This window comes from Actinomyces haliotis, assembly GCF_015355765.1.
Classification (GTDB): Bacteria; Actinomycetota; Actinomycetes; order Actinomycetales; family Actinomycetaceae; genus Actinomyces; species Actinomyces haliotis.
Genome location: NZ_JACWNA010000001.1, coordinates 69,311 through 88,846 on the forward strand (window position 1 = coordinate 69,311; position 19,536 = coordinate 88,846).

Here is a 19,536-nt window from a genome sequence, read left to right on the forward strand (position 1 = left end):
TCAGGCTCCCAGCTTCTCGGCGATCTCGGTGACGACGTCGGCGGCGCCGTCCATGGTGGGGACGACGGTGACGCCGTCGATGTTGGCGTCCGCGAGGATCTGGCGACCCAGCGCGGCGTTGTTGCCGTCCAGCCGGACGACGATGGGCTTGTCGAAGTCCTCGAGCGTGCCGACGGCGGTGACGATGCCGTTCGCGACGGTGTCGCAGGAGGTGATGCCGCCGAAGACGTTGACGAGGATGGCGCGGACCTGCGGGTCGGAGGCGACGACCTCGAGGCCGGTGGCCATGACCTCCGCGGAGGAGCCGCCTCCGAGGTCGAGGAAGTTCGCCGGGCGCATCCCGCCGTGGCGCTCGCCGGCGCCTGCGACGACGTCGAGGGTGGACATGACCAGGCCGGCACCGTTGCCGAGCACGCCGACCTCGCCCTCGAGGCGGACGTAGTTGAGCCCGGCCTCCTTGGCGCGGGTCTCGAGCGGGTCGGCCTCGGTGGTGTCCTTGAGGTCGGTGTGCTCGGGGTGGCGGAAGCGGGAGTTGTCGTCGAGGGAGACCTTGCCGTCGACCGCGAGGACGGTCCCCTCCGGGGTGGCGACGAGGGGGTTGACCTCGACGAGGGTGGCGTCCTCCTCCTGGAAGACCTCCCACAGCTGGATGATGGCCGAGGCGACGCCCGTGGCGACGGGGCCGGCCTCGAAGCCGGCGGCCTCGACGATCTGGGTGGCGACCTCGGTGGTGACGCCGACGAGCGGGTCGATGGCGACGCGGGCGAGGGCCTCGGGGCGCTCCTTGGCGAGCGTCTCGATCTCCATGCCGCCCTCCTTGGAGCACATGGCGAGGTAGCGCCTCTCGGCGCGGTCCAGGAGGATCGAGAAGTAGAACTCGGAGGCGATCTCAGCGCCGTCGGCGATGAGGACGGTGCGGACCGTGTGCCCCTTGATGTCCATGCCGAGGATCTTCTCCGCGGCGTCGCGGGCCTCGTCGGCGCCGCGCGCGAGCTTGACGCCGCCGGCCTTGCCGCGGCCGCCGGTCTTGACCTGGGCCTTGACGACGACGAGGGAGGAGCCGTGGGCGAACATGTCCGTGGCGACCTCGTGCGCCTGCTCAGGCGTGGTGGCGGTGCCGCCTCCGAGCACGGGGACGCCGTGCTTCCTGAACAGGTCTCGTGCCTGGTACTCATACAGGTCCATCCAGATCGTCCTTCCAGGATCGTGTCCGGGGGCGTCGTCGTTCCCGGGGCTGGGCGTGTGTCCGCGACCGAGCCTAACGCGACCCAGGACACAGTGAGGACGAAGGACCCGGACGAGTCTCCGCGTGTTCACCCTGCGAGAGGTGACGCGGCTCGCGCCGTCGACGACAATAGCCCGGAAGACCCGCGCGACCTGGAAGGACGTCATGGCAGTCGAGGACCGACCCGAGAACCGCAACGTCGAGACGAGCCCCGCCGAGAGGGTGCGCGTCGGCATCCTCACCTCCGGCGGCGACGCCCAGGGCATGAACGCCGCCGTCCGTGCCGTGGTGCGCACGGCGCTGCGCGCGGGCGCCCAGCCCTACGCCGTCATGGAGGGATGGTCCGGAGCGGTCAAGGGCGGGGACGGGATCCGCCCCCTCGAGTGGGACTCCGTCGGCTCCATCCTCCACAAGGGCGGCACCATCATCGGCACCGCCCGCTGCGCCGAGTTCCGCGAGCGCGCCGGGCAGCTCGAGGCCGCCGCGAACCTGCTGGAGCACGGCATCGACCGCCTCGTCGTCATCGGCGGCGACGGCTCCCTCACCGGTACCAACGAGTTCCGCAAGAACTGGCCGGGGCTCGTGGCCGAGCTCGCGGACACCGGGCGCATCACCCCCGAGACGGCGCAGGCCCATCCCCAGCTCATGGTCACGGGGCTCGTGGGGTCGATCGACAACGACCTCGTCGGAGCGGACATGACGATCGGCACCGACTCCGCCCTCCACCGCATCCTCGAGGCCATCGACGACATCTCCTCCACGGCGGCGAGCCACCAGCGCACCTTCGTCGTCGAGGTCATGGGCCGCCACTGCGGCTACCTCGCCCTCATGGCCGCCGTCGCCGGCGGCTGCGACTACGTCCTCGTCCCCGAGCTCCCGCCCGCCGAGGGCTGGGAGGAGGACATGTGCCTCAAGCTCCGCACCGGCCGCGAAGCCGGGCGCCGCGAGTCCATGGTCATCGTCGCGGAGGGGGCGACCGACCGCGCCGGCAACCGCATCACGGCCGACGACGTCCGTCAGATCATCGAGGAGCGGCTCGGCGAGCAGCCCCGCGTCACGATCCTGGGCCACGTGCAGCGTGGCGGTCGGCCCAGCGCCTACGACCGCTGGATGTCGACCCTGCTGGGCTGCGCGGCCGCCCGCGAGGTCATGCTGGCCCGCCCCGAGGACGAGCCCGTCATCATCGCGGAGCGTCACAACCGCATCCACCGGCTGCCGATGATGGAGCACATCGGTCGCACGCGCGCCGTCGCCAAGCTCGTCGAGGACGGCGACTACGAGGGCGCCATCGAGGCGCGCGGCGCGAGCTTCGGGCAGATGCTCGAGCTCTTCGAGACCATGTCCACTCCCCCGGTGCTCGACCCGGCCGCCATCGGCGAGCTGCACCACCGTGCGGAGGCGGACGACGACTCGCCCGCGCGCTCGCGGCGCATCGCGATCGTCCACGCGGGCGGCCTCGCCCCGGGCATGAACACGGCGGCCCGCGCGGCCGTGCGCCTCGGGCTCGACCACGACTTCACCATGCTCGGCGTCAACGGCGGCTTCCAGGGCCTGCTCGACGGGGACGTCCGCGAGCTGTCGTGGGACGACGTCGAGGGCTGGGTCGGCGACGGCGGCGCCGAGCTCGGCACGCGCCGCGAGGTCCCCACCGTCGAGCAGCTGTACGCGCTGGGCCGCTCCATCGAGTCCCACGGCATCGACGGGCTCCTCGTCATCGGCGGCTTCAACGCCTACCTGGCCTCGAACCTCCTCGTGCGCGAGCGCGACCGCTACCCCGCCTTCAACGTCCCCATCGTGTGCGTGCCCGCCTCGATCGACAACAACCTGCCCGGCTCCGAGCTGAGCATCGGCGCTGACACGGCGCTCAACAACGCCGTGACCTCCCTCGACGCGATCAAGCAGTCCGGCGCGGCCTCGCACCGCTGCTTCGTCGCGGAGGTCATGGGACGCCGGTGCGGGTACCTGTCTCTCATGAGCGGCCTGGCGGCCGGCGCGGAGAAGGTGTACCTCCACGAGGACGGCATCACGCTCTCGGAGCTGGCCGCGGACTCCGAGCGGATGGTCACGTCCTTCCGATCGGGCCGCAAGCTCTACCTCGTGGTCCGCAACGAGCGGGCGAGCGAGGGCTACACGACGGACGTCCTCGCCAAGATCTTCACGGAGGAGGGACACGGGCTCTACGACGTGCGCGAGGCGATCGTCGGCCACGTCCAGCAGGGCGGCGACCCCACCCCCTTCGACCGCATCATGGCGACGAAGCTCGTCTCTCACGCTCTGCGGCTCCTCTCGGACCAGCTCGACGCCGGGACGTTCCACTCGAGCTACGTCGGCCTCGTCGAGGGCCGCATCACGCACCACCCCCTCGAGCGCATGAACGAGGAGCTCGACCTGGTCAACCGCCGTCCGCGCGAGCAGTGGTGGACGGGGCTCCGGGACGCCATCTCGCTCGTGAGCCAGGAGGGGGGGGTGCTCGCGCCCGAGGACCTTCCGGCCTTCGGACCGACCCGCACCCAGGCGGAGCGGGCCGCACGCGCCTGAGCCCGGGCACCGGGCCGACAGCGGGCCCCGGAGGCGGGGTCCGCTGAGCCGGCTGGGCCCGAGTGCCTCGGCCCCTGCCCCGGATCCGCCGCCGGTACCGTCGAGCATGATGAGCACGTCCCGTCCCGCCGCTTGCGGCGCTCCCTCCCCCGCCCCGGGCCAGTGGTGGCGGCTCAGCCTGACGATCCTCCTGAGCGGCGTGGCCGCAGGCCTCATCGGCATCTCGATGGCGTACCTCCTCGAGGGCTTCGAGTGGCTCTTCTACGGCGTGCGGGACGGCTCCCTGCCGCAGCGCGTCACGGAGGCCGCCACGTGGCGCCGCGTCCTCGCGCCCGCGGCCGGTGGGCTCGTCGCGGGATCGCTGTGGTGGTGGGAGCGCGCCACCGGCGGCGTCGTGACCGTCGAGCGGACCGTCGAGGACACCTCACTCGACTCCGCCCGCCGCATGGGGATCCTGCGTCCCTTCGCCGACGCCGTCCTCCAGGTCCTCACCGTCGGCTCAGGCAACTCGGTGGGCCGCGAGGGCGCCCCGAGGCTCGCGGCCGGAGCCGTCGCCTCCCGCGTCTCGCTGGCACTGCGTGTCGACGTCGAGTGGGTCCCGGTCCTCGTCGCCTCCGCCGCGGGCGCGGGCCTGGCCGCCATGTACAACGCACCGCTCGGCGGTGCCGCCTACGCCGTCGAGATCGTCATGCTGGCCTCCACCCGGGCCGGCCGGGGCGTGCGCGCCCCCGCCCTCGCCGTCGTCATCTCGGTGCTCGCCACCGTCGTGTCGTGGCTCCACTCGCACGCCGCCGCGAGCCTGTCGATGCCGCGGGCGCCTCTGGCGGGCGCCGACCTCCTCGCCGCGGTCGTCGTCATCCCGACGGCCGCGCTCGCGGGCTGGGGCGCTCGAAGCCTGTGGGGCTGGTTCAAGGCTCACAGGCTCCCGGACTCGTGGACCCTGCCACTCGCGATCGGCGGGGCGGGTCTCCTCACGGGCACAACCTCGCTGTGGCTCGCCGAGCTTCCGGGCAACGGCAAGGACGCCTTCCAGGCGGCACTCACGAGCCCGCCCACCGGGACGGCGCTCGTGGCGCTCGCCGGCGTCATCGTCCTCAAGCCCCTGCTCACGGGCGCGACCCTGGGCGCCGGTGCGACGGGCGGTCTGCTCGCGCCGTCCTTCGCCCTCGGGTCCTCGGTCGGTGCGGCGCTCGCGGGGCTCGCGCACCTCGCGGGCGCGGACGTGTCCGTGGCCGCCATGGCCGTCCTCGGCGGCGGGGTCGTCCTCGCGGTGACCCAGAAGGCTCCGGTCTTCGCGGCGCTCTTCATCTGGGAGCTCCCGCACGCGCCCCTCTGGCTCCTGCCGGTCCTGCTCATCGGGACGACGGGCGCGGTCGCCGTCACGACCTGGCTGCCCGGCCGGCGGGCGGATGCCCGCCTGCACCGGGCCTGACGTCCTCGCTGGTCGACGCCCCGCGTCCCGGCCCGGTCAGAGGCTGCGTCGCAGGAGCACCGAGTCCCAGCCGTCCAGGTGCTCGGGGAGACCGGTCCCCGACGCGGCCGCCTCGCCGGAGGGCAGGCTCGCGACGAGGAGCCGCTGCGCGCTCGTCCACTCCGCCAGGTCGAGCCCCTCGGCAGCGAGACGACCGCGCAGCGCGGAGCCCTCGCCGGTGTCGAGACCGTCCCGGCTGCAGGAGGCGACGAGGAGCAGCTGCTCGCGACCGCCGTCGGCCGTCAGGTGCTCGCGCAGGATGACCCATGAACCGGGGTCCTCGGCGTCGAGGAGGCGGAAGGTGCCCAGGGCCAGGGCGTCGTCCGAGTGGCGCAGGCTGATGAGCGCCCGGTAGTGCTCGAAGACGCTGCCCGGCACGCCCACCTGGGCGGCGGCGTTGATGTCAGCGGCGTTGGGAGCGACGTCGATCCACGGGGTACCGGTGGTGAAGCCCGCGTTCTCGGTGGCGTCCCACTGGACAGGGGTACGGGCGTTGTCGCGCGAGTTCGGCTTGAGGCCGTCGAGGACCGCGGCAGGGTCGTCCCCGACGCCGACGCGCTCGTGGAAGTGGTTGACGGACTCGAGGTCGCGGAAGTCGTCGATCGAGGTGAAGACCGTGTTCGTCTGGCCGAGCTCCTCCCCCTGGTAGACGTAGGGCGTGCCGCGGTGCGCGTGGAGGATCGAGGCGAGGGTCTTCGCGGAGAGCTCGCGCCAGGCGGGGTCGTCGTCACCGAAGCGGGAGACCGCCCGGGGCTGGTCGTGGTTGTCCCAGTAGAGGGAGTTCCAGCCCTTCTCCTCGGTCACGGCACCGGCCTCGTCCGTGTGCGGCGCCAGGGCCGCCTGCCAGTCGGCGAGATTCTTCTTGAGGACGACGCGGTCCACCGCCACCGGGTCGAACTTGCCGTGAGGGCCGTCCGCGAGGTCGACGTGCTCGAACTGGAAGACCATGTCGACCTCGGCGCGGGCAGGGTCGGTGAACAGCGCCGCCTCGTCCCGGGTGACGCCGGGGGTCTCGCCCACGGTGATGACGTGGGCCTCGCGCGGCGCGAAGACGGCCTCGTTCATCTCGTGCAGGAACTCGTGGACCCGGGGCCCGTTGGCGACCGCGACGAAGCCCGAGCCGTGAAGGTCGCCCTCCCCCTTGGGGCCGTCAGCGAGCGGGTAGGTCTTGGAGATGAGGTTGATGACGTCCATGCGGAAGCCGTCGACGCCGCGGTCCACCCAGCGGTTCATGAAGGCGTACACGGCCTGCCGCACCTCGGGGTTCTCCCAGTTGAGGTCGGGCTGCTTGGGGGAGAACAGGTGGAGAAAGTACTCGTGGGTGGCCTCGTCCCACTGCCAGGCCGAGCCTGAGAAGGCGGAGCCCCAGTTGGTCGGCTCCGTGCCGGGCTGCCCGGGCTCAAGCCCCTCGACCTCACGGGCGGGGCGCCAGATGTACCAGTCGCGCTTCGGGTCGTCCTTGGAGGAGCGGGAGGCGCGGAACCAGGCGTGCTCGTCGCTCGTGTGGTTGACGACGAGGTCCATGACGAGGCGCATGCCGCGGGCGTGGAGCCCGGCGATGAGCTCGTCGAGGTCGGCGAGGGTGCCGAACATCGGGTCGACGTCCTCGTAGTCGGCGATGTCGTAGCCGTTGTCGTCCTGCGGGGAGCGGTAGACGGGGCTGAGCCAGACGACGTCGACGCCGAGGGAGTCGAGGTGGTCGAGGCGGCTCGTGATGCCGCGGACGTCGCCGAGGCCGTCGCCGTCGGTGTCCTGGAAGGAGCGCGGGTAGACCTGGTAGACGACGGCGCGGCGCCACCACTCGGGGTCCTCCCCCGCGTGGCGCGGGGAGACTATGAGCGGTGCGGGCGAGGCGGACGGGTTGACCGGGGTCGTGGTCACGGGGTGCTCCTGCTGGTGGGCGGTCGGCGGCTTCGTCGGCGCACGGGGCGCGGCACCGTCCTACCGCAGTGCCTTACCGGGCTTCAAGGCCGACGGCGTCGCGCGGCGCCGTCAGGGCCCCGTATCGCAGCGCGAGAAATCGCCCCGGCCGTTTGTCCGCGCGCCCGAGGACGGGTCTACGGTGAGCGGCGTCACGCCCCACGCGTCAAGGAAGAGAGTCATGGGATACCAGACCACGAACCCGTACACCGGCGAGGTCGTCAAGACCTTCGAGACCGCCACGGAGGCGGAGATCGACGCCGCGATCGCCAAGGCCGACGCCGCCTTCGCCACCTGGAGGGACACCCCGGTGGAGGACCGCGTCGCCGTCCTCTCCAAGGCCGCCGACATCCTCGAGGAGAACACCCGAGAGTACGCCGAGGTCCTCACCCTCGAGATGGGCAAGACGATCGACGAGGCCGAGGGTGAGGTCGCCCTGTGCGCGAACATCCTGCGGTACTACGTCGACCACGCCGCCGAGCTCCTCGCCCCCAGGCCCGTCGCGGCCAAGGGCTACGGCGACATGGACGTCGTCGTCGTCCACGAGCCCCAGGGCGTCATCTACGCCGTCGAGCCGTGGAACTTCCCCTTCTACCAGGTCATCCGCGTCTCCGCGCCCCAGCTGAGCGCGGGCAACACCCTCGTGCTCAAGCACGCCTCGATCGTGCCGCAGTCGGCTCTCAAGATGGAGGAGCTCTTCAAGGAGGCGGGCGGTCCCGAGGGCCTCCTCGTCAACGTCTTCGCCTCCCACGAGTCCAACGAGCAGATCCTCGCCGACGAGCGCGTGCGCGGCGTTGCCCTCACCGGCTCCGAGGGCGCCGGCGCCGCCGTCGCCCAGGAAGCCGCGAAGAACCTCAAGAAGTCGACCCTCGAGCTCGGCGGCTCGGACGCGTTCATCGTCCTGGACGACGCCGACCTCGACAAGGTCGTCGACTGGGCGCTTCTCGGACGTCACTGGAACGGCGGCCAGGTCTGCACCTCCTGCAAGCGCATGATCATCGCCGACTCCCTCTACGACGAGTTTCTCGAGAAGTACCGGGCGAAGGTCGCCACGCTCAAGCCGGGTGACCCGATGGACTCCTCGACCACCCTGCCGCCGCTGTCCTCGCAGTCCGCGGCGGACGAGCTCGCGGAGCTCGTGGCGCGCGCCCGCGAGGAGGGCGTCACCGTCGAGGAGGTCGGCGAGCCGGTCCCGCAGGAGGGCTCCTTCTTCCAGCCGACGATCCTCACTGACATCCCGGCGGACTCGAGGACGTCCCAGACGGAGTTCTTCGGCCCCGTCTCGCAGGTCTACCGCGCCAAGGACGACGACGACGCAGTGCGCATCGCCAACAACTCGCCCTACGGACTGGGCGGCTCGATCTACTCCTCCGACGTGCGCCGGGCCCAGGAGCTCGCTCGGCGCATCGACACCGGCATGGTCTTCATCAACCAGCCCACCGGCGTCGCCGCGGACATCCCCTTCGGCGGGGTCAAGCGCTCCGGCTACGGCCGCGAGCTCACCGAGCTGGGCCTCACCGAGTTCACGAACCAGAAGGTCGTCGCCGTCGCCGACATCGACGGCGAGTTCTTCTGACGGGCGGGCCAGGCGCCGTCGTCGGGCGGCGCCTCGCCTCCGCGCTGAACGCCGTCGCCCCCGGAACCACTCGGTTCCGGGGGCGACGGCGTTCAGCGCGACCGGGCCGGCGGCACGGTCCCTCGGCGGTTCACTTCTGCGAGCCGCGCATGACGCCGGAGATGACCCAGCGCTGGGCGATGACGTACACGAGGAACATCGGGGCGATCGCCATGAGGTAGGAGGCGAAGGACACCGGGTAGTTCGTGTTGAACTGCCCCTGGAAGACGTACTGCGCGAGCGGCAGCGTGGCCTTCGACTGGTCGGTGAGGATGACCAGCGGCAGCAGGAAGTCGTTCCACGCCCACAGGCAGGTGAGGATGCCGACCGTGGCGTTCATCGGGGACAGCAGCGGGAAGATCACCTTCCAGAAGATGCCCCAGCGGCTCGCGCCGTCGATGGCGGCGGCCTCCTCGAGCTCCTCCGGGATCGACTTGATGAAGGAGGTGTACATGAGGATGTTGAAGGCCAGGCCGTAGACGACGTAGAGGAGAATGAGGCCCGCCTCGTTGTCGATGTGGAGCAGGGCCGTCTCCTTGACCACCGGCAGCATGATGATCGGGAAGGGGACGAAGAGCGCGGCGACTATGTAGTAGTACATCGCCTTGACCCAGCGGCGGTGCATGTTGCGGGCGAGCGCGTAGGACACCATCGAGTTGGACAGGATGGTGAAGACGGTCGCGCCGACGGTGATGATCGAGCTCGTGAGGACGCGCTTGGGGTAGGAGGTCATCTCCCAGGCGGAGCGGAAGTTGTCGAGGCTCCAGGAGTCGGGCAGGCCCCAGCCAGAGGCTGCCAGCTGCTCCGGCGTCTTGAAGGCTGTGACGACGGTGAAGTAGAGCGGCACGAGGATCGTGAGGCTGAGGACGACGGCGAGGACGGTCGTCCACCAGTTCGTCCGGCCGAAGGTGTGGCGTGAGTGCCGGCGCGTCCGGTAGGTCCTCTCGTCGGCGGGCGGGCGGGCGCCGTCGGCGATGGTGCCGGTGGCGCTGACGGAGGCGTCGGGGGATGCGGGAGCTGCTGCGGTCATCGCGGATCAGACCCTTTCCTGGCTCTGGGTGAAGCGGAGCTGGGCGAAGGACAGGAGCACCACGATGAGGAAGTAGATGATGCCGTTCGCCGTCTGGTAGGAGTACTCGCCGCCCTGGAAGCCGTTCTTGAAGATGAGGTAGGAGATCGACTGGGTGGCCGTGCCCGGGCCTCCGGAGGTCAGGGCGACGATCTGGTCGAAGACGCCCAGGAAGTTCTTGAAGGACAGGACCATGTTGATGCCGAGGTACGGGATGATCATCGGCAGGGTCATCGACCACAGGCGGCGGACCGGGCCGGCGCCGTCGATGGCCGAGGCCTCGTAGATCTCGTCGGGGACCGTCTGAAGTCCCGCCAGGTAGATGATCGTGTTGTAGGCGACGGCCTGCCACACGCCGACGAGGACGATGGCGAGCCAGGCGAGGTTCTCGTTGGCGAGCAGCGAGGTGCTCAGCCACTCCCAGCCGAGCTTCTCCCCGATGAGGGGGAGGTTGTTCGTGAACAGGTAGCTGAAGATGTAGGACACCACCAGCACCGGGAGGATGTACGGGATGAAGAAGATCCCGCGGAAGAAGCTCTGAGCCTTGAGCTTGGAGTTCAGCATGAGCGCCAGGCCCAGCGAGATGATGTTGGTGAGGATCGAGGCGACGATGGCGTACTTGAAGGTGAAGACGTACGAGCCCCAGATGATGTCGTCCTGGAACAGGTTCTTGTAGTTCGTCAGCCCCACGAAGTGCCAGGAGCCGTAGCCCTGGAAGTTGGTGAAGGTGTAGAAGAAGCCGGTCAGCAGGGGGATCGTGAGCAGGACGGTGAAGACGAGGGCCGCGGGGACGATCATCCACACGTAGGCCTTGTCGATCGGCTTGGGCTTGTTCTGAGCGCGGCGCTCGCGCTCGGCGGACCGCTTGGCGGCCGTGGTCGTGGTCATGGGTTGCCTCCGCGCTCTCAGGACGTCTCGTTGATGCGCTTGACGACCTTGTTCCACTGCGTGTCCAGGGTCGTGATGAGCTTGTCGAGGTCGCCGTCGAAGAAGTACTGCTGGATGTAGGCGTTGAGCGTGATCGCCGGCGGGAAGTTGTGGTCGGAGTAGGTCGCGAGCCGCTCGTCGTCGAAGTAGGGCTGGAGGCCCGCGAGGGCGGGGTCCGTGGCCGACAGGGTGGTGAGCGTGGGGTAGGCGACCTGCTCGTCGCAGTAGGCCTTCATGTTGGCCTTGGCCATGAGGTACTTGAAGAACCTCATGCTCTCCTCGGGGTGCGCCGGGTCCGTGCCCATCGTGAGTGCGACGTCGACGCCGGAGACCACCTTGGTGTCCTTGGGGTCGTCGGCCGGGGTGGCGAAGGTGCCGAGGTTGATGTCCTTGTTGTAGGAGCGGATCGCCGGGATGGCGTAGGTGCCGTGCCAGTACATGGCGCCCTTGCCCTGGGCGAAGCCCTGGTTCCCGTCGTTGTAGCCGAGTCCGGCCTTGTTGGGGTTCCCGTACTGGTAGGCCTGGTGCATCTTCTCGAAGACGGGCGTGAGCTCCTTGAAGCTCATGCCGTTGCCGATCTCGCGCCGCTTGTCGTACCAGGCGGCGACGCCGTCGGTGAGGAAGTCACCGGAGAGGCTGGAGAAGGCGGGGGCGCCGGTCCAGTTGTCCTTGGTGGCCCAGTAGAAGGGGTTGATGCCCTGCTTCTCGAGCTCCTCGCAGACCTCGATGAGCTGGGACCAGGTGGTCGGGGGCTCGACGTCGGCCTTGTCGAAGATGTCCTTGTTGTAGATGATCCCCGAGCCGTTGTCGGCGAAGGCGACGCCGTTGGTCTGCCCCTCCTTGCCGGTACCGAGCGTGTTGAGGATGTTGGCCATCGTCGGGTTGACGCCGTCAAGGAGACCCGAGTCCGTGAAGTCTCGGAAGATGCCCGTGCGGGCGAGTGCGCCGTAGTTGTAGTCACCGTTGATCGTCATCATGTCGGGCATGTCGCCCTTGACGAGACGGGCCCGCAGCGCGGTGACGTTGTCGGTCTGGAAGTTCTGCGTGACGACGATGTCGGGGTTCGCCGCGTTGAACTCGTCGCAGATCTTGGTGAACAGGTCGATGGCCTCGCTCTTGAACTGGAAGAGCTCGAGGTGGACCTTGCCGTCGTCGCCGGATGAGCATCCGGCGAGCGTGCCGCCGGCGGCGGCGAGCGCCGCGATCCCCGCCGAGGTGGCGAGGAAGGAGCGTCTGCTCAGTGCTGTCATGGGGACTCCCGTGCGTCCTTGCGTGAGATGGGGATGGGCGGTCCGGATGGGCTCGGCCCGCGAATATTTTGCGTCGAAAGAAACGCTTTGGCAACTTCCCGCCGCGGCGCCGCGCGACGGTGCATGATGGCGCGGTGCCCACCCCCGCCTCTCCCTGGACCGACCTCACGGGAACCCAGCGCGAGATCGTCCTGGCGCTCCTCCGCTCCGGTCGTCTCCCGCGCACCCGGCTCATGGAGATCGTCGGCATCTCCCCCGGCTCGGTCACACGCCTCACCACGCCCCTCATCGAGGCCGGCCTGCTCACCACTTCCACCGAGCGCGTCGCGGGGACCGGTCGCCCCCAGTCGCCGCTCGAGCTGAGGGCGGAGGCCGAGCACGTCCTCGGCCTCGCCCTGTCCAACCGCGCCGTCACGGCGGTCCTCACCGACCTGCGCGCCGACGTCGTCGCGAGCAGCCGCGTCGAGCTCCCGGGGCACTCCCCCGACGCGGTTCTCGACGCCGTCGCCGAGGCAGCAGCAGCCGTCTCCGACGACGTGCACCCCGCGTGCGCCGGCCTGGCCCTCGGCGGCTCGACGACGGACGGCCGCGTCGTCGACGACGCCGGCTTCTACGGGTGGCACGGCGTGCCCCTCGCGAAGCTCACCGAAGAGCGTCTCGGCGTCCCCGCCACCGTCGGGAACGACCTCGTCGCTCTCACCGGCCTCGAGGCGTGGTTCGGTGCCGGCACGCAGACCGACCGCTTCGCGCTGCTCACCACGGGCACCGGAATCGGCTACGGCCTCGTCATCGGCGGCGAGGTCGTCACGAGCGCCGACGCGCAGCTCGGCCTCATCTCCAACGTCCCGGTCCCCGACGGCGACCGTCCGCCGCACGCCGCACCCGCCATGGAGTGCCTCACGAGCGCGGCCCTCGAGCGCGCCTGGGAGGCCGAGGGTCGCGAGCGCGCCACCGCCCACCGCGTCGTCGAGCTCGCCCGAGAGGGCGACGCCGCCGCCGTCACCGTCTGCGCCTCCTTCGCGCGCAGGCTCGGTCGGCTCATCGGCATGGTCGCAGCGCTGACCCTCACCGAGCAGGTCGTCGTCGCCGGCGAGCGAGCCGACCTCGCCGCCCTCCTCGAGGACCACGTCATGGGCGGGGTCTCGGCCGTCCGACGACCGAGCGCCCGACCGCTCCGCGTCACCGTGCGCGAGCACGACCGCGTCGAGTGGGCGCGCGGCGCCGCCGTCCTCGCGCTGCGCGAGAGGGTCGCCGGGCGGTTGTGACGTCCCGGGCCCGGCTAGCCTGGACGCATGGCCTCTCCGTTGTCGCACGCCGCCTCCGAGCCCCGCCTCGCCCCCGCACCGGCCGACGCCGTGGTCTCGGGCCCCGGGTACCGCTTCACCGTCCTGACCGACCGGCTCATCCGGATGGAGTCCGCCGAGGGCGACCGCTTCGTCGACGCCGCGACGCAGCTCGTCGTCAACCGCGGCCTCGGGCCCGTCCCGGAGTTCCGCGTGGTGCGCGGCGAGAACCGCGTCGAGGTCATCACGGAGCATCTGCACCTCACGTACCAGCCCTCGCGCGGCTTCTCGCGCTCCGGCCTGCAGGTCAGCCTGCGCACGAGTGTCCTCAACCCCCACGGCGGCACCTGGCACCACGGTGACACCTGGGACCCCGCGGAGAAGTTCCCGTCCAACCTGGGTGGGACCTGCCGCACCCTTGACGAGGTCGACGGCCGCGCCGTCCTGGGACCGGGCCTCCTCGCCATGGGCGGCATCGCCGTCATCGACGACTCGGGCTCGCTGCTCGTCGACGAGGACGAGTGGGTGCGCCCGCGTCCTGGCACGAGCCCGGTGGACGGCTCCACCACGGACGAGGACCTCTACCTCTTCGGCTACGGGCAGGACTACCACGGGGCCCTGCGCGACTTCTTCGCGCTCACCGGGCCGACCCCGCTGATCCCTCGTGCGCTGCTGGGCAACTGGTGGAGCCGCTACCACGCCTACACCGCGGACGAGTACCTCGAGCTCATGGACCGCTTCGCCCAGGAGGGCCTCCCCTTCTCCGTCGCCGTCATCGACATGGACTGGCACCTGGTGGACATCGACCCCGCCATCGGCAACGGCTGGACCGGTTACACCTGGGACCGCAAGCTCTTCCCGGATCCCAAGGCCTTCCTCGACGGCCTCCACAAGCGCGGGATGCTGACCTCCCTCAACCTTCACCCGGCAGCCGGCATCCGGCGTCACGAGGAGGCGTACGGCCCCATGATGCGGGCGCTGGGCCGCGACCCGCGCTCGGGCGAGGAGATTCCCTTCAACATCGGGGACAAGGAGTTCACGGCCGCCTACCTCGAGCACGCCCACCACCCCCTCGAGGCCGAGGGCGTCGACTTCTGGTGGCTCGACTGGCAGCAGGGCGGCACCACAGACGTTCCTGGACTCGACCCGCTGTGGATGCTCAACCACGTGCACTATCTCGACTCGGGCCGCGAGCGCACCCGGACCGCGGACGACGGCAGCACCGAGAGCTACCGGCGCCGTCCCGTCACCTTCTCGCGCTTCGCCGACGCCTCGAGCCACCGCACGCCAGTCGGCTTCTCCGGCGACACGATCGTCACCTGGGACTCCCTGCGCTTCCAGCCCGAGTTCACGGCCACGGCCGCCAACATCGGCTACTACTGGTGGTCCAACGACATCGGCGGGCACATGTTCGGTGTCAAGGACTCCGAGCTGGCGGCCCGCTGGGTCCAGCTGGGCTGCTTCTCCCCCGTCAACCGGTTGCACTCCTCGAAGTCGCCCTTCAACTCAAAGGAGCCGTGGCGCTACTCGCGCGACGCGCGGGCCACGATGGAGGCTCACCTGCGCCTGCGCCACCGCCTCGTGCCCTACCTCTACACGTGGTCGCGCCTCGCGCACACGGACGGCGTCGGACCCGTCCGCCCCGTCTACCACGACCATCCCCAGCAGCCCGGCGCCTACGGCCACCGTGCTGAGCTCCTCTTCGGCGACCTGCTCGTCGTACCCGTCACGCACCAGGCGGACCGAACGAGCGGCCTGGCCCGCGAGGACGCCTGGCTGCCCCGGGGCACCTGGTTCGACCTGCCCACCGGTCGCCGCTACGCGGTGCCGGCCGAGGGCGGCAGCGAGGTCAGCCTCTCGCGCCCGCTGGACCAGCTCCCGGTCCTCGCCCGCGCAGGCTCGATCATCACCGTCGCCGACGACCTCTCCGAGGCGGCCGGAGCCAACCCCCGCGCGCTCGGGCTCGTCATCGTGCCGGGCGCCGACGGCACGGCGGTCCTCGAGGAGGACGACGGCTCGGCCGAGCCCGGCGACGAGGGCGTCGTCAGGACACGCTTCGATCTCACCTGGGACGACGAGGCCGGCACCGCCTCCCTCGAGATCGCTCAGGAGGGTGCCGACGGCGTCGTCCCGGCGGAGCGCGAGGTCACGCTGCACCTGCTGTCCGTCGGCGGCACCGGCGACGATGCCGCGGTGACCGTGTCCGGGGCCGGGTCCACCGGTGCCCCGGCCCGGATCGAACGCCGCGAGGGCGACGGGTTCACGCTCGGCCGTGGGCTCGACGTGAGCCTGGGAACCATGCGTCTGACTGACGGCCCCGTGCGGGTCGGACTCACGGGCGTGCGCACGCGGACGCCGGCCCTCGAGGACGAGGTCTTCAGGATCCTCGAACCGGTCGAGGTCGAGTACGCGGCCAAGGACCGCGCGTGGGAGGCCGTCACCTCGGGGCTGCGCGGCGGTGCGCTCCTCGGCGCGCTGCGCGCCTGCGGGCTGCCCGACGCCGTCCTGGCCGCCGTCGCCGAGGTCGTGTGAGGTGCCGACCATGAGCGCCTCGGGCCAGGCCACCTCGGTTCGACCGCGTCCCCTGGAGGGGCGGCGCGTCCTCGTCACCGGAGTGAGCCGACGCCGCGGCATCGGGTACGCCATCTCGTGCCGTGCGGCGGATCTTGGGGCCTCAGTCGCTGTGCACCACTTCTCACCTCACGACGCCGCCCAGGCGTGGGGCGCCGACGCTCTCGACGCAGTCATCGAGGGAGTGAGGGCTCACCTCGTGCCAGGCGCGGAGCTCGTTGACCTGAGCGCGGACCTCGCTGACGCGGCCCAGCCGCGGCGCGTCGTGGAGACGGCGTGCGAGGGGCTCGGGGGCTTGGACGGCCTCGTGTGCAACCACGCCGCCTCGGGTCATGACGGCAGGCTCGAGAGCATCGCTCCAGAGGATCTCGACCTGCACTGGCGCGTCAACGCTCGAGGCTCCCTGCTCCTCGTGCAGACCTTCGCCGAGGTCTTCGAGCCGTCGGCGTGCCGGGAGCTCTCGGGGGCGGTCGTGCTCATGACCTCGGGCCAGGGACTGGGCCCCATGCCCGATGAGATCGCCTACAGCACGTCGAAGGCCGCGCTCGCCGGTATCACGCCGACTCTCGCGGACGGCCTCGCGAGCCGCGGGATCCGGCTCAACACCGTCAACCCCGGTCCGGTGGACACGGGGTACATGGATGACGCGCTGCGGGACGCGGTGCGTTCCTCCTTCCCCGCCGGGCGCCTCAGCACGCCCGACGACCCGGCACGCCTCATCTGCTGGCTGCTCTCAGACGAGGCCCGATGGGTGACGGGACAGGTCATCAGCACCGAGGGTGGCTTCCGGCGCTGAGCCCCGGCGGCACGCCCGCAGCCAGGTCTCAACCGGGGACGGAGCGGACCGACCCGGTGGTCCCCCGGTCCGTGATGAGCGGAGGCTCGAGCACGATGCCGTGCGGAGCCCGGCTGGAACCCAGCGCAAGGAGGAGCTCGCCGGCTCGCCGCCCCAGACCGAACGTGTCGACGCCGAACTCGGTCACGGGCGAGGCGGTGACCGAGTTCGGGATCATGACACCGAGGGAGGCCACGGAGAGGTCAGCCGGAACGGCCAGCCCCACGGCCCGCGCAGCAGCCACGAGGCCGGTGAGCGCCCACGGATTGTTCGAGAGCACGGCGGTGCAGTCACCGATGAGCCCGCCGCCCTCGAGAAGGGCGGCCCCTGCGATCGGGTCATCCGGCACTGACCGGTGGAAGAGCTCGACGCCGCAGCCCCTCGCCGCCGTCTGCACGGCACGGACCTGAGCCGGGTAGGCGTTGGCGGGCTCGGCCCCGGCCAGACGTGAGAGCAGGAGCACGCGGCGATGCCCGAGGACGGTGAGGTGCTCGACCGCGAGCAGCGCCATGGCCTCGAAGTCCGCGTCGATGCCAGGAGCGCCCTCTGGGGTTCCCGAGGTCCCGATGAGGGTCGTCGGCACGCCTTCGGCGAGGAGGAGCCGCTCGCGCTCGTCGAGTGGCGCGACGTCCATGAGCACCGCCGCGTCGACGGATCGGGAGCGGACGAGCTCGCGCAGGCCCTCGTCGCCGTCGTGGCGCAAGCTCATGGGGACGACCACCTGGATGCCTTCCGCGGCCACCGCCTCACGCACTCCGTCGATGTAGCTCAGGTCGTCCGACTCGATAGCCGAGCGATCGAGACGAAGCAGGACGCCGACGGTCGAGATCTTGCGCGACGCCAGGGCCGAGGCGCTCCGGTCGGGGTGGTACCCGAGCTCGGTGACGGCACGACGGACGCGCTGCTTGGTCAGCGCGCTCACCGGTCTGCGCCCCGTGAGCACGTAGGTCACGGTCGAAGGGGACACCCCAGCGAGCCTCGCGACGTCCGCACGCGTCACCGCCATCGAGTCACCTCATCCCTGTCCCGGACCGCCGGGTCACTCGTCGGCCTGAAGCGCGAGCCACTGCGCCGCGCAGGGCTCGAGACGGAGCCGCTCGACCGTGTCACCGGAGGCTGCGTCACTGGAGCGCACGAGGACGGTGCCGACGACGTCGAGCTCAACAGCCGTGTCCCCGAAGTTGAGGGCGAGGAGAGTGCTTCCGTTCCTGATGGCGAGGGCCATGTCAGGCACGTCGTTCAGGATCTCAGCGGTGCCGCGGCCGAGGCCGCGCTCACGCCGGACGGCGAGAGCGCGGCGGTACAGGGCCAGGGGCGAGTCCGGATCGCTCGCCTGGACCTCCGGGGCGAGGAACGCCCACTCCGCGGGCTGGGGCAGCCAGGTGCTTCCGTTCGGCCCGAAGCCGAGGCTCGGGCCGTCCGCCGTCCAGGGCAGGGGCACGCGACAGCCGTCGCGGCCTCGCACCTTGTGCCCGGTCCGCAGCCAGGTCGGGTCCTGGCGTGCCTCGTCGGGCATCGTCGTGTGCTCGGGGAGGCCGAGCTCCTCGCCCTGGTAGAGGTAGGCGCCACCAGGCAGCCCGAGCATGAACAGCGTGGCGGCGCGAGCCCGACGCAGGCCCAGCTCGTGGTCGGGCTGCGGGTCTCCCGGACCGATGCCCGCGTCAGTGCGCGTACCCGGTGCGTAGCCGAAGCGGGTCGCGTGCCGGACGACGTCGTGGTTGGAGAGCGCCCACGTCGTCGGGGCTCCGACGGCGCCGTTCTCCTCCAGCGAGGTCTCGATGACGCGGCGGACGGCGTCGGCGTTCCAGGGAGCCCTGAGGTAGTCGAAGTTGAACGCCTGGCTCATCTCGTCCTCACGGACGTAGAGCGCGGCGTGGGACGGCGGGCCCACCCATGCCTCAGCGACGAGGAGGACATCGGGACGGATCCCGTTGAGCACTCGGCGCCACTCGCGGTAGACGTCGTGGACGCCGGGCTGGTCGAAGGCGGGACCTGAGTCAGGGGGCTTGGGGCCGTGATCAGTGGTATCGGTCGCGGCAGGCTCTGCGCCTTCCGCCGGGGAGCTCGAAGCCTCGACGCCCCACCGGTCGGGGCCGACGGCGTCATCGGGCAGGCCGGGCGCCTTGACGAGGCCGTGCGCGACGTCGACGCGGAAACCGTCGACTCCGTGATCGACCACCCAGAACCTGAGGAAGTCGCGGAACATCTCGTGGACGCCCTCATCGTCCCAGTTGAGGTCGGGCTGCTCCGGTGCAAAGAGGTGCAGGTACCACCACCCTCGGTCCTCCGCCCTGCCTGTGAGCGGCTCGACGGGCTCCCAGGCAGAGCCGCCGAAGAGGCTTCCCCAGTTGTTCGGGGTACCGTCCTCGCTGTAGCGGAACATATAGGGGTCGCGCTCGGGAGACTCGGGCCCGGCAGCGAGCGCCTTGGCGAACCACGGGTGCTGGTCGGAGGTGTGGTTGGGGACGAGGTCGATGACGACTCGCAGGCCCAGCGCATGGGCCCGTGCGACGAGGGCGTCGAAGTCGTCGAGCGTTCCCAGCTCGGGCTCGACGTCGAAGTAGTCGGAGACGTCGTAGCCCGCATCGACCTGGGGTGAGGGGTAGAAGGGGGAGAGCCACACCGCGTCCACACCGAGCTCGGCAAGGTGATCGAGGTGGGCAGTGATCCCAGCGAGGTCTCCGACACCATCACCGTCCGAGTCGGCGAAGGAGCGCGGATAGACCTGGTAGATGACGGCGTCTCGACACCAGGCACCGGTGTCATGACGATGGGCGGGGACAGTCGGGATGCTCATGGAGGTGACTTCCTTGTCACGAGGACGAGAGGCCG

General features: G+C 70.7%; 13 protein-coding genes. 6 read left to right on the forward strand and 7 right to left on the reverse strand.

The genetic code is table 11. From position 1 onward, the window contains the following. The gene (gene sucC / locus IXW69_RS00260; RefSeq protein WP_194784398.1) at positions 1–1,185 is read right to left on the reverse strand and encodes an ADP-forming succinate--CoA ligase subunit beta; all 1,185 of its coding nucleotides are present in this window, start codon (positions 1,183–1,185) and stop codon (positions 1–3) included. A gap of 205 nt (positions 1,186–1,390) precedes the next feature. Here sucC and IXW69_RS00265 point away from each other — a divergent pair, with 205 nt between their 5' ends. Both IXW69_RS00265 and IXW69_RS00270 read left to right on the forward strand, forming a co-directional pair. Then, positions 1,391–3,763: a 6-phosphofructokinase gene (locus IXW69_RS00265; protein ID WP_194784579.1), complete on the forward strand. Its 2,373-nt coding sequence runs from the start codon at positions 1,391–1,393 to the stop codon at positions 3,761–3,763. A gap of 106 nt (positions 3,764–3,869) precedes the next feature. Then, positions 3,870–5,195 (forward strand): chloride channel protein, encoded by a 1,326-nt coding sequence (locus IXW69_RS00270; protein ID WP_228524385.1) that lies wholly within the window; start codon positions 3,870–3,872, stop codon positions 5,193–5,195. 36 nt (positions 5,196–5,231) lie between these two features. Here IXW69_RS00270 and IXW69_RS00275 read toward each other — a convergent pair whose 3' ends face one another. Next, complete coding sequence (locus IXW69_RS00275) at positions 5,232–7,115, reverse strand: alpha-glucosidase (protein WP_194784399.1); 1,884 nt, start codon at positions 7,113–7,115, stop codon at positions 5,232–5,234. 220 nt (positions 7,116–7,335) lie between these two features. Here IXW69_RS00275 and IXW69_RS00280 point away from each other — a divergent pair, with 220 nt between their 5' ends. Beyond that, positions 7,336–8,730, forward strand: coding sequence for an NAD-dependent succinate-semialdehyde dehydrogenase (locus tag IXW69_RS00280; RefSeq protein ID WP_194784400.1), 1,395 nt, complete (start codon positions 7,336–7,338; stop codon positions 8,728–8,730). A 130-nt stretch (positions 8,731–8,860) separates the two neighbouring features. Here IXW69_RS00280 and IXW69_RS00285 read toward each other — a convergent pair whose 3' ends face one another. Genes IXW69_RS00285 through IXW69_RS00295 form a run of 3 tightly spaced genes read right to left on the reverse strand, consistent with a single transcriptional unit; the run spans position 8,861 to position 12,015 of the window. Beyond that, entirely contained in the window at positions 8,861–9,799 is a 939-nt protein-coding gene (locus IXW69_RS00285) for a carbohydrate ABC transporter permease (protein WP_194784401.1), read from the reverse strand. Positions 9,800–9,805: 6 nt separating this feature from the next. Then, positions 9,806–10,726: a carbohydrate ABC transporter permease gene (locus tag IXW69_RS00290; RefSeq protein ID WP_194784402.1), complete on the reverse strand. Its 921-nt coding sequence runs from the start codon at positions 10,724–10,726 to the stop codon at positions 9,806–9,808. A 17-nt stretch (positions 10,727–10,743) separates the two neighbouring features. After that, on the reverse strand, positions 10,744–12,015 hold the full coding sequence (locus IXW69_RS00295; RefSeq protein ID WP_194784403.1) for an ABC transporter substrate-binding protein: 1,272 nt from the start codon (positions 12,013–12,015) through the stop codon (positions 10,744–10,746). A gap of 134 nt (positions 12,016–12,149) precedes the next feature. On the opposite strand from IXW69_RS00295, the gene IXW69_RS00300 reads away from it, so the two are divergent. Genes IXW69_RS00300 through IXW69_RS00310 form a run of 3 tightly spaced genes read left to right on the forward strand, consistent with a single transcriptional unit; the run spans position 12,150 to position 16,665 of the window. After that, entirely contained in the window at positions 12,150–13,280 is a 1,131-nt protein-coding gene (locus IXW69_RS00300) for an ROK family transcriptional regulator (RefSeq protein ID WP_323745084.1), read from the forward strand. 27 nt (positions 13,281–13,307) lie between these two features. Further along, positions 13,308–15,830: a glycoside hydrolase family 31 protein gene (locus tag IXW69_RS00305; RefSeq protein ID WP_194784404.1), complete on the forward strand. Its 2,523-nt coding sequence runs from the start codon at positions 13,308–13,310 to the stop codon at positions 15,828–15,830. A 10-nt stretch (positions 15,831–15,840) separates the two neighbouring features. Next, entirely contained in the window at positions 15,841–16,665 is an 825-nt protein-coding gene (locus IXW69_RS00310) for an SDR family oxidoreductase (RefSeq protein WP_194784405.1), read from the forward strand. A gap of 28 nt (positions 16,666–16,693) precedes the next feature. Here the strand turns inward: IXW69_RS00310 and IXW69_RS00315 are convergent, their stop codons facing one another. Beyond that, positions 16,694–17,710 (reverse strand): LacI family DNA-binding transcriptional regulator, encoded by a 1,017-nt coding sequence (locus tag IXW69_RS00315; RefSeq protein WP_194784406.1) that lies wholly within the window; start codon positions 17,708–17,710, stop codon positions 16,694–16,696. Between the two features lie 33 nt (positions 17,711–17,743). Further along, a complete protein-coding gene (locus tag IXW69_RS00320) occupies positions 17,744–19,501 on the reverse strand; it encodes a glycoside hydrolase family 13 protein (protein ID WP_194784407.1) in 1,758 nt (585 codons plus the stop codon). Positions 19,502–19,536: the final 35 nt, after the last annotated feature.